The sequence below is a fragment of the Pseudomonas sp. TWI929 genome (genome assembly GCF_039673335.1).
Taxonomy (GTDB): Bacteria; Pseudomonadota; Gammaproteobacteria; order Pseudomonadales; family Pseudomonadaceae; genus Aquipseudomonas.
This window is the reverse complement of record NZ_JBDJLK010000115.1, coordinates 1-12758: the sequence shown is the minus strand read 5'-3', so window position 1 is coordinate 12758 and position 12758 is coordinate 1. Positions and strand designations below refer to the sequence as shown.

11 protein-coding genes and 1 pseudogene are annotated in these 12758 nt (G+C 63.0%); 4 read left to right on the top strand and 8 right to left on the bottom strand.

All coding sequences use genetic code 11. The features are described from left to right. The first annotated feature begins 166 nt into the window (after nucleotides 1-166). A complete protein-coding gene (locus tag ABE456_RS26470; protein ID WP_346646556.1) occupies nucleotides 167-1090 on the top strand; it encodes a LysR family transcriptional regulator in 924 nt (307 codons plus the stop codon). An 81-nt stretch (nucleotides 1091-1171) separates the two neighbouring features. Next, nucleotides 1172-1684: an Mpo1-like protein gene (locus ABE456_RS26465; RefSeq protein WP_346646555.1), complete on the top strand. Its 513-nt coding sequence runs from the start codon at nucleotides 1172-1174 to the stop codon at nucleotides 1682-1684. Between the two features lie 165 nt (nucleotides 1685-1849). On the opposite strand, the gene pcaC is transcribed toward ABE456_RS26465, so the two are convergent. From pcaC to pcaR, 8 genes and pseudogenes are all read right to left on the bottom strand, one after another. Next, nucleotides 1850-2242: a 4-carboxymuconolactone decarboxylase gene (pcaC, locus tag ABE456_RS26460; RefSeq protein WP_012273983.1), complete on the bottom strand. Its 393-nt coding sequence runs from the start codon at nucleotides 2240-2242 to the stop codon at nucleotides 1850-1852. 10 nt (nucleotides 2243-2252) lie between these two features. After that, nucleotides 2253-3044: a 3-oxoadipate enol-lactonase gene (gene pcaD, locus ABE456_RS26455; RefSeq protein WP_346646554.1), complete on the bottom strand. Its 792-nt coding sequence runs from the start codon at nucleotides 3042-3044 to the stop codon at nucleotides 2253-2255. Between the two features lie 11 nt (nucleotides 3045-3055). Beyond that, the gene (locus ABE456_RS26450; protein ID WP_346646553.1) at nucleotides 3056-4408 is read right to left on the bottom strand and encodes a 3-carboxy-cis,cis-muconate cycloisomerase; all 1353 of its coding nucleotides are present in this window, start codon (nucleotides 4406-4408) and stop codon (nucleotides 3056-3058) included. A 9-nt stretch (nucleotides 4409-4417) separates the two neighbouring features. Further along, nucleotides 4418-5707 (bottom strand): MFS family transporter, encoded by a 1290-nt coding sequence (locus tag ABE456_RS26445; protein ID WP_346646552.1) that lies wholly within the window; start codon nucleotides 5705-5707, stop codon nucleotides 4418-4420. A gap of 216 nt (nucleotides 5708-5923) precedes the next feature. Beyond that, nucleotides 5924-7129 (bottom strand): 3-oxoadipyl-CoA thiolase, encoded by a 1206-nt coding sequence (pcaF, locus tag ABE456_RS26440; RefSeq protein WP_346646558.1) that lies wholly within the window; start codon nucleotides 7127-7129, stop codon nucleotides 5924-5926. After that, nucleotides 7126-7221 (bottom strand): annotated as a pseudogene (locus ABE456_RS26435) (CoA-transferase subunit beta); the annotation flags it as partial. The gene pcaF and the pseudogene ABE456_RS26435, both read right to left, overlap by 4 nt. Nucleotides 7222-7484: 263 nt before the next feature. Beyond that, entirely contained in the window at nucleotides 7485-8831 is a 1347-nt protein-coding gene (locus tag ABE456_RS26430; RefSeq protein WP_346646551.1) for an MFS transporter, read from the bottom strand. Between the two features lie 429 nt (nucleotides 8832-9260). Next, the gene (gene pcaR / locus ABE456_RS26425) at nucleotides 9261-10070 is read right to left on the bottom strand and encodes a pca regulon transcriptional regulator PcaR (RefSeq protein ID WP_346646557.1); all 810 of its coding nucleotides are present in this window, start codon (nucleotides 10068-10070) and stop codon (nucleotides 9261-9263) included. Nucleotides 10071-10636: 566 nt separating this feature from the next. On the opposite strand from pcaR, the gene ABE456_RS26420 reads away from it, so the two are divergent. Then, complete coding sequence (locus ABE456_RS26420; RefSeq protein WP_346646550.1) at nucleotides 10637-10837, top strand: hypothetical protein; 201 nt, start codon at nucleotides 10637-10639, stop codon at nucleotides 10835-10837. 313 nt (nucleotides 10838-11150) lie between these two features. Continuing rightward, the gene (locus tag ABE456_RS26415; RefSeq protein WP_346646549.1) at nucleotides 11151-12623 is read left to right on the top strand and encodes an inorganic phosphate transporter; all 1473 of its coding nucleotides are present in this window, start codon (nucleotides 11151-11153) and stop codon (nucleotides 12621-12623) included. The last annotated feature ends 135 nt before the right edge of the window (nucleotides 12624-12758 follow it).

The window sequence follows — 12758 nt, the reverse complement described above, 5'->3', positions numbered from 1 at the left end:
ACAGGCTCTAGAGCTTATGCAGTACTTGTAGGAGCGGGTTCACCCGCGAAGAGGCCAGACGCCTCACTAAAGAACCAATAAGCATAAACAAATCAAAAAACCTTCTTTGACGGCATATGCAGTAACCGCTTGAATAGGCCCCTGATCCCCGCCCCAGAGCCGTGACATGGACCTCCGCCAGCTGCGCTACTTCATCGCCCTCACCGAATACCGCAGTTTCGTCCGTGCCGCCGAGGCCATGGGCATCACCCAACCCGCCTTCAGTCGCGCAATCCAGAGCCTGGAGCACCGCTTTGGCTGCCCGCTAGTCGACCGCGCCAGCAAAGCCCTGCCACCCACGCCCGAAGGCCTGGTGGTGCTGCAGCACGCTCGGCGCCTGGTGCAGGGCGCCGCACAGCTGAGCAACGAAGTGCTGCAGATGACCAAGCTCGACGCCGGTGAACTGCACTTCGGCAGCGGCCCGGCCCTGGCCGTGCGCCTGGTGCCCGATGCCCTGCGCCACTTCATCGAGCGCCACCCAGGCATCCGCACTTCGCTGCTGGTGGACAACACCGAACGCCTCGGCCAGGCCCTGCGCCGCGAACAAATCGAGTTTTTCGTCGACGATATCCGCCCGTTCGAAGCCGACCCAAACTTCCACACCGAGCCGTTGTCAGCCCGCCCCGGCCTGTTCTTCTGCCGCCCGGGCCACCCGTTGCTGGCCAAGGACAGCCTGTCGACCAACGACCTGTTCAGTTACCCGCTGGCCAGCGCCCTGCTCGCCCCCGGGGTGCGCAAGCGCCTGGCCAACCTCAGCGGGCGCAGCGACTTCACCCCGCACCTGCAGACCGAGCACCTGGCCGTGCTGCGCAGCGTGGTGCAGGCCAGCGATGCCATCGGCACCGCCAGCGAAGAGGCCGTGGCCGAAGACCTGGCCAGCGGCCGCCTGGTGCGCCTGCACTGGCGCAACCTGCCGCCGGCGCTGGAGGTGCTGAGCGTGCGCTGCGGGGTAGTCAGCCGCAGCGGCTACCGGCTGTCGCCAGCGGCGCGGGCGATGATCGAGACGCTGGTGGGGCTGGATATGCCAGTGCGGGCTGCTGCCATTCGCTGAGCTGATGATGGTGGTGGCTGCGGGCTATCCTGATCACTATCCAGCACAGGCAAAAAAAAAGCTGAACAGGGAGGCACAACAATGAAAACCCTCGTCGACCACCTGAGCCAATACGCCAGTTACCACCGCGACCCACGCAACATCGCCACCCACTTCATCGGCATCCCCATGATCGTGCTGGCAGTCACCATCCTGCTGTCGCGCCCAGGCTGGGACGTGGCCGGCATGTGGCTGTCCCCTGCCCTGCTGTCGGCGGCGGCCTCGGTATGGTTCTACCTGCGCCTGGACCTGCGTTTCGGCCTGGTGATGGGGTTGTTGCTGGGGCTGTGCCTGTGGGTCGGCCAGGTGCTGGCCGTGCAGACGACGGGGCTGTGGTTAAGCGCCGGGCTGGGGGCGTTCGTGGCGGGCTGGATCATCCAGTTCGTCGGCCATTACTACGAAGGCCGCAAACCGGCATTTGTCGATGATGTCAGCGGGTTGATCATCGGGCCGCTGTTCGTGGTGGCCGAAGCGGCGTTCATGCTGGGGCTGTGCCCGGCTCTGAAGCAGGCCGTGGAAAGCAACGCCGGCCCAGTGGCCATGCGCTCTTTGTAGACGCAAAATCTAGAGGCTGGCGCGATCTCTGTGGGAGCGGCCTTGTGTCGCGAAAGGGCTGCAAAGCAGCCCCAGGGTTTCAGCGTCGCAGCCAATGTTGCCAGGGCCGCTTTGCGGCCCTTTCGCGACACAAGGCCGCTCCCACAGGGGTGGACTGCGTAGCGGTCAGCTACGGGATTCCACGCCCAACTCATCCCACACCGACTCAGCCATGTGGAAGGTGGCATTGGCCGCCGGAATGCCGCAGTAGATCGCGCTCTGCATCAGCACTTCCTTGATCTCGTCGCGGGTTACGCCATTGTTGGCCGCCGCGCGCAGGTGCAGCTTCAGCTCGTCGTTGCGGTTCATGCCGATCAGCATGGCGATGGTGATCAGGCTGCGGGTATGCCGTGGCAGGCCAGGGCGAGTCCAGATATCACCCCAGGCGTGGCGGGTGATCATTTCCTGGAACTCGCCGTTGAAGTCGTTGAGCTTCTCCAGGCTGCGGTCCACGTGGGCATCGCCAAGCACCGCGCGGCGCACTTGCATGCCGGCGTCGTAACGTTGTTTCTCGTCCATGGCGTAGTCCTCAGTGAGCCAGCAGGAAATCAAGCACGCGGCGGCTGAACGCCTCGCCAATCTCGACGTTGGACAGGTGCGCCGCCGGGAAGTCGACGTACTCGGCGCCAGCGATACCGGCCTGCATGAAGCGGCCATGCTCAGGGGTGGTCACCACGTCTTCGGTACCGGCAACGATCAGCGCCGGCACCTGGATGCGGCCCAGTTGCTCACGGTAATCGGCGTCGCGCACCGCTGCGCAGTTGCCGGCATAGCCTTGCGGGCTGGTTTGCGCCAGCATCTGGCAGATGCGCTGGGCCTGCTCTGGCTGGGCCTGGGCGAAGCCTGGGGTGAACCAACGGGCGATGGAGGCATCGCGCAGGTCGACCATGGCCTGCTGGCCGCCCTTGAGCACGGTGTCGATACGGGTATTCCACACCTCGTCATTGGCGATCTTGGCCGCAGTGTTGCACAGGGTCAGGCTGTGCAGGCGCTCGCCCGCATTGATACCCAGCCACTGGCCGATCAGGCCGCCCATCGACAGGCCGACGAAATGCGCCTTGTGGATGTCGAGGCTATCGAGCAAGGCCAGCACGTCACGGCCCAGCTGTTCGATGCTGTAAGGGCCCTCGGTGACCAGCGATGCGCCGTGGCCACGCGTGTCGTAACGCAGCACCCGCAAGTGCTGGCTCCACAGCGGAATCTGGGTGTCCCACATGCCCAGGTCAGTGCCCAGCGAGTTGGACAGGACCAGCACCGGGGCGTTTTCCGGGCCATCGATTTGGTAGTTCAAAACGCCATCGGCCAGTTGCAAGTGCGCCACAGCGGTCTCCTTCAGGCAGTGAAACGTTGATGTTCGGACACGGCGCGCGCCACCCAGACGCGGGCCTGGCCCAGGTAATGGGCAGGGTCGAGCAGGCGATCGAGTTCTTCAGCAGACAGTTCGGCGCTGACCTGCGCGTCGTCACCCAGCACGGCACGCAGGTGGCGCTGCTCGGCTACGGCGCGCTGGCAGCATTGCTCCAGCAGGTGGTGGGCACGGTCGCGGCCCAGGCGCTGGGCAAGGACGATGCTCACCGCTTCGGCCAGCACCAGGCCCTGGGTCAGGTCGAGGTTACGGCGCATGCGCGCGGCATCAACTTCCATACCCTCGGTAATCACCTGGGCCTGGCGCAGGGCACCGGAGACCAGGCAGCAAATATCCGGCAGGGTTTCCCATTCGGCGTGCCACAGGCCGAGGCTGCGCTCGTGCTCCTGGGGCATGGCGCTGAACAGCGTCGAGACCAGGCCCGGCACACGGGTCGCGGCACCGATCAGCACGGCAGCGCCCACCGGGTTGCGCTTGTGCGGCATGGTCGAAGAACCGCCCTTGCCCGGCGCGGAAGGCTCGAACACCTCCCCCGCCTCAGTTTGCATCAGCAGGCTGACATCGCGGCCAAACTTGCCCAGGCTACCGGCAATCAGGCCCAGCACCGAAGCAAACTCCACCAGGCGGTCGCGCTGGGTATGCCAGGGTTGCTCAGGCAGGGCCAACTTGAGCTGCTCGGCCAGCGCCTCGGCCACCGGCATCGCCTTGCTGCCCAGGGCCGCCAGGCTGCCCGAGGCACCGCCGAACTGCAGCACCAGCAAACGCGGGCGCAGTTCCTGCAGGCGTTGGCGGTGACGGGTCAAGGCCCCCAGCACACCGGCCAATTTCATGCCCAGGGTCACCGGGGTGGCGTGCTGCAACCAGGTGCGCCCCACCAATGGCGTATCGGCGTGCTTCAAAGCCTGTTGTGACAGGGTATCGGCCAGTTTGCCAAGGTCGGCTTCGATCAGGTCGAGAGCATCGCGCAACTGCAGGACCAAGCCGCTGTCCATCGCATCCTGGCTGGTGGCGCCCAGGTGCACATAGCGCTCGGCTTCCGGCACGCCACTGGCGATCACCTTGCCCAACGCCTTCACCAGCGGGATCGCCGAGTTGCCAGCGGTAGCGATGGCAGTGGCCAGCGCGCCAACGTCATAGCGCTCGGCCTGGCACGCCGCCTCGATGGCCGCCACGGCGCTGTGCGGGACCAGCCCGGCAGCGGCTTCGGCACGGGCCAGCGCGGCTTCGAAGTCGAGCATGCCCTGCAGGCGGCCACGGTCGGAGAAGATCTCGCGCATGGCCGGCGCGGTGAAGTAGGCGTCGAACAGTTGGTTGCTCATGCAGCGTCCTTAGTTATCGTGGTGCAGGTACGCCGCCTGCTTGGGCAGGCGCAGGCTGAACAGGAAGGCAATCGCCATCATGGCCGTCACGTACCAGTAGAAAGTGTTTTCCATACCCAGGGTCTTCAGCCCCAGGGCCACGTATTCGGCCGAACCGCCGAATGCCGCATTGGCCACCGCGTAGGCCAGGCCCACGCCCAGCGCGCGCACCTGCGGCGGGAACATCTCGGCCTTCACCAGGCCACTGATCGAGGTGTAGAAACTGACGATGCACAGGGCCAGGGTGATCAGCACGAAGGCCATGAACGGGCTGCTCACGGTCTTCAGCGCCATCAGCAGTGGTACAGTAAAGATCGTGCCCAACGCACCGAACAGCAGCATCGAATTGCGCCGGCCGATGCGGTCGGAGAGCATGCCAAAAAACGGCTGCATCACCATGTAGAGGAACAGCGCGCCGGTCATCACGAAGCTGGCGGTCTTCGCAGGCATGCCTGCCGTGTTGACCAGGTACTTCTGCATGTAGGTGGTGAAGGTGTAGAAGATCAGCGAGCCACCGGCGGTGTAGCCCAGCACGGTGATGAACGCAGCAGTGTGGTTGCGGAACAGCCCTTTGATGGTGCCGGCGTCCTTGTCCTTGCGGGTTTCGGCGCTGCTGGTCTCGTGCAGCGAGCGGCGCAGCATCAGCGAAATCAGCGCGGCGATGGCGCCGACCACGAACGGAATGCGCCAGCCCCAGGCGCGCAGCTCTTCCTCGGTCAGCAGTTGTTGCATGATCACCACCACCAGCACCGCCAGCAATTGGCCGCCGATCAGGGTCACATACTGGAACGACGCGAAGAAGCCGCGCTGACCGCGCAGGGCCACTTCACTCATGTAGGTCGCGGTGGTGCCGTACTCGCCGCCCACCGACAGGCCCTGGATCAGCCGTGCGAGCAACAGCAGCGCCGGTGCCCAGGCACCGATGCTCGAATAGGTCGGCAAGCAGGCGATCATCAGCGAGCCGAAGCACATCATCAGCACCGAGATCATCAGGGAATTCTTGCGGCCATGGCGGTCGGCCAGGCGGCCGAAGATCCAGCCACCGATCGGGCGCATCAGGAAGCCTGCAGCAAATACACCGGCGGTGTTGAGCAGCTGTACGGTGGGGTCGTCGGAGGGGAAGAAGGACGCCGCGAAGTAGATCGCGCTGAAGGCATAGACGTAGAAGTCGAACCATTCCACCAGATTGCCCGAAGAGGCACCGACGATAGCGAAGATGCGTTTGCTGCGCTCTTCACCGGTGTAATAGGTTGAAGTCATGGTGAGATTACTCCTGGAGGGTCACAGGTAATTCTAGACATACCTGGTAACACACTCGTTCCGCATTGAGGCTGGCAATTGGCCTTGAGTCGTATGTGCCGGCCTCTTCGCGGCGGTTCGACGCCTCGATGAACACGCTCCCACAGGGGAGGCGTGGTTCCCCTGTGGGAGCGGGTTCATCGAGGCGTCGAACCGCCGCGAAGAGGCCGGTACAAGTCAAACCCGTTCGATGGCCAGCGCCAAACCTTGGCCGACGCCCACGCACATGGTCGCCAGGCCTTTACGCCCACCGCTCTTCTCCAGCTGGTGCAGTGCAGTCAGCACCAGGCGCGCACCGCTCATGCCCAGCGGGTGGCCCAGGGCGATCGCGCCGCCATTAGGGTTCACCTGCGGTGCATCGTCGGCCACACCCAGCTCACGCAGCACCGCCAAACCTTGGCTGGCGAACGCTTCATTAAGCTCGATCACATCGAAATCATTCACCGCCACACCCAGGCGCTCGGTCAGCTTGCGTACCGCCGGCACCGGGCCAATACCCATCACCCGTGGTGCAACACCGCCACTGGCCATGCCCAGGATGCGGGCACGCGGGGTCAAGCCGTGCTTCTTCACCGCTTCGGCCGAAGCCAGGATCAGCGCCGCAGCACCATCATTCACGCCCGAGGCGTTGCCGGCAGTGACGGTCTTGTCCGGCCCGTTGACCGGCTTGAGCTTGGTCAGCGCTTCCAGTGTGGTTTCCGGGCGCAGGTGCTCGTCACGTTCAACGATGATTTCGCCCTTCTTGTGGGCAATACGCACCGGCACGATCTCTTCGGCGAAGAAACCAGCGGCCTGGGCAGCGGCAGCCTTCTGCTGGCTGCGCAGGGCGAAAGCGTCCTGGTCAGCGCGCGAAACCTGGTAATCGTCGGCCACGTTGTCAGCGGTTTCCGGCATGGAGTGCACGCCGTACTGGCTCTTCATCAGCGGGTTGATGAAACGCCAGCCGATGGTGGTGTCTTCGAGCTTCATGTTGCGCGAGTAGCCGCTTTCGGCCTTGCCCATTACGAACGGGGCACGCGACATCGACTCGACGCCGCCGGCAATCGCCAGCTCCATTTCACCGCTGGCAATGGCGCGGAAAGCAGTGCCAATGGCATCCATGCCCGATGCGCACAGGCGGTTCAGGGTGACACCCGGGATGCTCTCCGGCAGGCCGGCCAGCAGCAGCGCCATGCGCGCCACGTTGCGGTTGTCTTCACCGGCCTGGTTGGCGCAGCCGAAGAACACTTCGTCAACCTGGTCCCACTGCACGCCGGGGTTGCGCTCGATCAGCGCCTTCAGCGGCACGGCTGCCAGGTCGTCGGCACGCACGCTGGCCAGCGCGCCGCCAAAGCGGCCGATCGGGGTACGGATGGCGTCACAGATGAATACGTCTCGCATCAGGCTTCTCCTGCCAGCCGGCCATGGGCCGCGGCGGTACGGGCTTCGAGGTCACGCAGGGCGGACAACTCGATTTTGGTGGGTTCGGTAGTGGTCTGCTCGTGGCATTTGGAGGCTCCTGGTCAGGGTGCTTCAGTGAGCTCAGATTAAGGAGACTGGGGGGTGGGTTACAATCCGATAATCGACTCTTTGTGCGATTATCGAACCATTTGTTGCCCTGCTACTCATTCCATGCTGGGGCTGCTCTGCAGGCCTATCGCAACACAAGGCCGCTCCCATAGGGTAATGCGATCCCTTGTGGGAGCGGCCTTGCCGGGGCGCCGGACCGGTCGATAGGGCCGCAAAGCGGCCCCGCTGTTCAGGTCGCGTCAGCGTGGCTCACCAACCCCTTCACGATCACACCCACGGTCGCCAGCGCCGCCGGCACCAGCAACGCCGTCAGCACCTGCTCGAAGTTCCAGCCCAGGCCCAGCAGCGTCGCGCCACTCCAGGCCCCGAGAATCGCGCCAAAGCGGCCGATACCCAGCATCCACGATACACCCGTGGCTCGGCCTTGGGTCGGGTAGAAACGCGCCGCCAGCGACGGCATCGCCGACTGCGCACCGTTCACGCACATACCGGCAATCAGCACCAGGGTGGCCAACACGGTGATGTTGCCCAGGCTCTGCCCTACGGCATAGGCGAACACCCCAGCCAGCAGGTAGAAAATGCCGATCACCTTGTGCGGGTTGAAGCGGTCCATGGCCCAACCCACAAAAACGGCACTCAGCACGCCGCCAAACTGGAACAGCGCGCCAATAAAGGCGGCCTGCTCCATGCTCGCGCCGCTGTCGCGCATCAGGGTTGGCAGCCAGCTGGTCAGCAGGTAAACGATCACTAGGCCCATGAAGTAAGTCAGCCACAGCAGCACGGTGCCCAGGCCGTAAGTACCGGAGAAGATCACCGCAAACACGTTGCGCGCAGCCACCGCCTTCTGTTCCGGCACACTGAAGCTGCCCGCTTCGGCTACCACCTGCGGCGCGATGGGCGACAGGGTCTTGCGCACCTTGTCTGTACCGCGGTTGCGCACCACCAGGAACCGCGCCGACTCTGGCAGCCAAACCATCAACACCACGGCCAGCAGCAATGGCAGCACGCCGCCGATCACCAACAGGCTGTGCCAGCCGTAAGCCGGGATCATCTTGGCGGAAATGAAGCCACCACCGGCCATGCCTAGGTTGAAACCACAGAACATGCTGGTTACCAGCAGCGACTTGAGGCGCTCAGGGGTGTATTCGGACAGCAGCGTGGTGGCGTTGGGCATGCCCGCACCAAGGCCCAGGCCGGTTAGAAAGCGCAGCACCAGCAGCTGGTCGACGTTGCTGGCATAGGCCGAGGCCAGGCTGAAGCCGCCAAACACCAGCACCGCACCTACCAGCACACCCTTGCGACCAAAGCGGTCGGCCAGCGGCCCGGAGCCCAGGGCACCGAATACCATGCCGATCAGCGCGGCACTCATGACCGGGCCGAGGCTGGCGCGGTCGATCCCCCACTCCTGCGATAGCGCCGGGGCGATGAAGCCCATGGCGGCGGTGTCCAGGCCATCGAGGAAGACGATCAGGAAGCACAACAGCACAACCCGCCACTGATAGCGGGACAGCGGCTGCTGATTGATGAAGGACTGGACGTCGAGGCTTTTGCCGACGTTGGTTTGCGCTTGGTTCATTGTTGTTATCCAGAATGTGGGCACAGCCAGGCCACTGCACACGAGTTACCGGCACAGAGGGCGAAGTTTGGGGAGTGTGGCCTGCGTCAGCCTGGATACAACGGAACTGCGTGCGGGTGCGGCCGCAGCAGCGAAGGGACAGTATTCATGGTAAGTGCCTCTTATATTTTTCTTGTTCGGTCAGCACAGCCGACCGTTGCGAGAAACATTAATCAGCGGGCAGAGGTGAAGCAATTCACCGGGAGCGACACTGTGCGTTTATCGCACAAGAAACAGTTTTGCCTGTTCTAAATTCGCATGGGGGGCGCTTTGCGCCCCAATCGCGACACAAGGCCGCTCCCACAGGTATTACGCAACATTTGATAAATGTGGGTACTTGTGGGAGCGGCCTTGTGTCGCGATTGGGCCGCACAGCGGCCCCTGGCAAACTCAACCAAACAACTGATGGCAAAGGTCCCTGCTGGCCGCCAGCAGAATCGGCAAGAAGCGCTGCTCCAGCTCGCTGCGTGTCACCCGCCCGACATGGGTGCTCACGTTCAACGCCGCCAACACCTGCCCCGAAGCGTCATAAACCGGCACCGCAATCGAACGCAGCCCTTGTTCCAGCTCCTGGTCCACAACGCACCAGCCTTGGGCGCGCACCTGCTGGATACAGGCGAACAACGACTCGGGGTCGTGCAGGGTGCGGCTGGTACGCGCCTTCAGGTCGGCCCGCTCCAGGTACTCACGCAAGCTGGTGTCGTCCAGGGCCGCCAGCATGATGCGCCCCATCGACGTGCAATAGGCAGGCAGACGCCCACCCACCGACAGGTCGACCGAAATAAGCCGCTCCACCGTTGCAGAGCGGGCTATATAAAGAATGTCGTCGCCTTCGAGGGTAGCCATGTTGGCCGCCTCGTGCAGCTGGTCGCTGATGCGGTCCAGGTACGGTTGGGCAGAAATCGCCAGTGGTGTCGACGACAGGTACGCATGCCCCAGCGTCAGCACTTTGGGCAACAGCGAATAGGTGCGCCCGTCGGTAGTGGCGTAACCCAGCTTGATCAGCGTGTGCAAGCAACGCCGCACCGCCGCCCGGGGTATTTCGGTACGGTGGCTGATCTGGGCAATGGTCAGGTGGCGCTTGCGCTCCTGGAACGCCTGAATCACGGCAAGGCCACGCGCCAGAGAGGTCATGAAATCCGGGTCGCCGGTAAACGCCTGGATACGCTTGGCTGGGGAGGCCACGATCGGCGGCGCCATGGCAGCCGAGGCAGGTCGTGCCTGCTCTGGATTGGCCGACTCTGGATTGACGGAATCGTTGGCCAAGGTTTCGTCGCTCATCGCACACCTCAAAAAAAACACCCAGTCGTGCGATTATCGAACAAACGGCCGATAATCGCAATTGACCGCTGACACTTTTGCTTATACCTTTCTCATGCCACTTGTGGCTTCTTTGGAGAGACTGGTCAGGTACCCACCGTAGAAGTCCCCAGGCAACGGCCTCGCCTTTCGGCGAGGCCGTTTTTCATTGTGCGCTGCGTGCAGGTCACGCCAGCGCATTGCAGCGAACTTTTGTCCGTCATCGCTTTCAAACTTGTACGAAAGGCCCAAACACCAGTCGGACGTATCCGTACTTGCATCTGTTGATGTCAGGGTTGGGTAAATAACCATGTTCGGCGAAATATCGGTTGCTATAATCGATAGCGCACACCTGCACGATACCGTGGCAATGGAGCCCTCCGCCGTAACGGGCCCTTTTCGCCGCAAGGTGCGTGCACGCTGCACAACACATAACAACAGTCATCACACTTAAATCAGGTACTACTGTGACGAAAGATGAACTGCGCGCCGAACTCGAGCGCCAGGCTGAACGTTACAAGGATGTTTACGGTGGCGAAGTTACCACTTACGCCGCACAACCAGATCCAGAACGCAAACCATGGCGCAAACGTGCCAGCGTGCGCGACCAGGCCTTTAGCCAGGAACTGGAGCGTATGGAAAAGGAACTGCACAGCGACAAGCCCTGACCCCTGGGACCACGCCTGTGCGTCGTCGCCCGGCCAGCCCGGGCGCGGTCGATCTTTGCTGCCTGGCCGAATATGAAATGGAATTACACAAATTTCATACGGCCGTTTGAATAATGGCGGAACGGCTTTTTCTTCACTTTTTTGCCGGATTTCGCCAGCTTTTGTGCTTTTTAGCAGATATTCACCTGCCCGAACGCCCCAAGGTGCATCTCAAGTGCGCATGTGGAAGATTGCCATCGGTCTGTAGCAGGTGCATCGATTGCCAAGGTTTTCTGGCATAATCCCGCCCCCCTATGACCGCCAGACAACCTTCATGATCGATTTATTCAGCGGACTGGATGCCTGGGTGTTGGTGAGCCTGCTGCTCGCCTTGACCTTCGTACTCGCCTTCGAGTTCATCAATGGCTTTCATGACACCGCCAACGCGGTAGCTACCGTCATCTATACCAAAGCCATGCCGCCGCACCTCGCCGTGTTCTTCTCCGGCGTGTTCAACTTCCTTGGCGTTCTGCTCGGCGGTGTCGGGGTGGCCTATGCCATCGTTCACCTGCTGCCAGTGGAACTGCTGATCAATGTGAACACCGGACACGGCCTGGCCATGGTCTTCTCGCTGCTGGCCGCGGCTATCACCTGGAACCTGGGCACCTGGTACTTCGGCATCCCCGCTTCCAGCTCGCACACGCTGATTGGCTCCATCCTCGGCGTTGGCCTGGCCAATGCGCTGATCAACGACATCCCGCTGGGCGATGGCGTCAACTGGCAGAAGGCGATCGACATCGCCTTGTCCCTGGTGGTCTCGCCCATGGCCGGCTTCGCCGTTGCGGCCCTGGTACTGATCGGCCTGAAGTGGTGGCGCCCGCTGTCGAAAATGCACAAAACCCCCGACCAGCGCCGCAAGCTCGACGACAAGAAGCACCCGCCGTTCTGGAACCGCATGGTGCTGGTGGTTTCGGCCATGGGCGTGAGTTTCGTGCACGGCTCCAACGACGGCCAGAAAGGCATCGGCCTGATCATGCTGGTGCTGATCGGCATCGTCCCGGCCAAGTTCGTCCTCGACCTGAACAGCACTACCTACCAGATCGAGCGTACCCGCGACGCCACCTTGCACATGAGCCAGTTCTACCAGCGCAACGCCGCCACTTTGGGCGAGTTCCTGGCACTGGGCAAGGCCAAGTCCAGCGACCTGCCGGAGCAGTTCAGCTGCAACCCGCAGCAGACCGAACCGACCATTGCCGCGCTGCAGTCCTCGCTCCAGGGCGTAACCGACTACCACAGCCTGGACGCCGACAAGCGCGTAGAAGTGCGCCGTTACCTGCTGTGCCTGGATGACACGGCGAAGAAGGTTGGCAAGCTGCCAGGCCTGGACGCCCGCGAAAAGGCCGACCTGGAGAAACTGCGCAAAGACCTGACCGCCACCACCGAGTACGCCCCGTTCTGGGTGATCGTGGCCGTCGCCCTGGCCCTGGGCCTGGGCACCATGGTTGGCTGGAAGCGTGTGGTGCTGACCGTTGGCGAGAAAATCGGCAAGCAGGGCATGACCTATGCCCAGGGCATGTCGGCACAGATCACCGCAGCCTGCGCCATCGGCCTGGCCAACGTGTTCGCCTTGCCGGTATCGACCACCCACGTGCTGTCGTCCGGCGTGGCCGGCACCATGGTCGCCAACAAGAGCGGCCTGCAAGGCGGCACTGTGAAGACCATCCTGCTGGCCTGGGTACTGACCCTGCCAGCCTCGATGGGCCTGGCGGCCGGCCTGTTCTGGCTGGCGTCCAAAGCCATTGGCTGAGTGATACCCGCATAGAAAAAGGCGCCTTCGCAGACTGTGTGAAAACACACTGATAGGCCCTAGACCAAACGCCCCGACTTGTTCGGGGCGTTTGTTTTTGTGCTAAAAAAAGGCTCTTCAGCCCATCAACTGCAT

What these genes read in the sequence shown, in the direction of transcription:
- ABE456_RS26470 (WP_346646556.1), top strand. Translation starts at nt 167, where the DNA reads ATGGACCTCCGCCAGCTGCGCTACTTCATCGCCCTCACCGAATACCGC.
- ABE456_RS26465 (WP_346646555.1), top strand. Translation starts at nt 1,172, where the DNA reads ATGAAAACCCTCGTCGACCACCTGAGCCAATACGCCAGTTACCACCGC.
- pcaC (WP_012273983.1), bottom strand. Translation starts at nt 2,242, where the DNA reads ATGGACGAGAAACAACGTTACGACGCCGGCATGCAAGTGCGCCGCGCG.
- ABE456_RS26450 (WP_346646553.1), bottom strand. Translation starts at nt 4,408, where the DNA reads ATGAGCAACCAACTGTTCGACGCCTACTTCACCGCGCCGGCCATGCGC.
- ABE456_RS26445 (WP_346646552.1), bottom strand. Translation starts at nt 5,707, where the DNA reads ATGACTTCAACCTATTACACCGGTGAAGAGCGCAGCAAACGCATCTTC.
- ABE456_RS26430 (WP_346646551.1), bottom strand. Translation starts at nt 8,831, where the DNA reads ATGAACCAAGCGCAAACCAACGTCGGCAAAAGCCTCGACGTCCAGTCC.
- pcaR (WP_346646557.1), bottom strand. Translation starts at nt 10,070, where the DNA reads ATGGCGCCGCCGATCGTGGCCTCCCCAGCCAAGCGTATCCAGGCGTTT.
- ABE456_RS26415 (WP_346646549.1), top strand. Translation starts at nt 11,151, where the DNA reads ATGATCGATTTATTCAGCGGACTGGATGCCTGGGTGTTGGTGAGCCTG.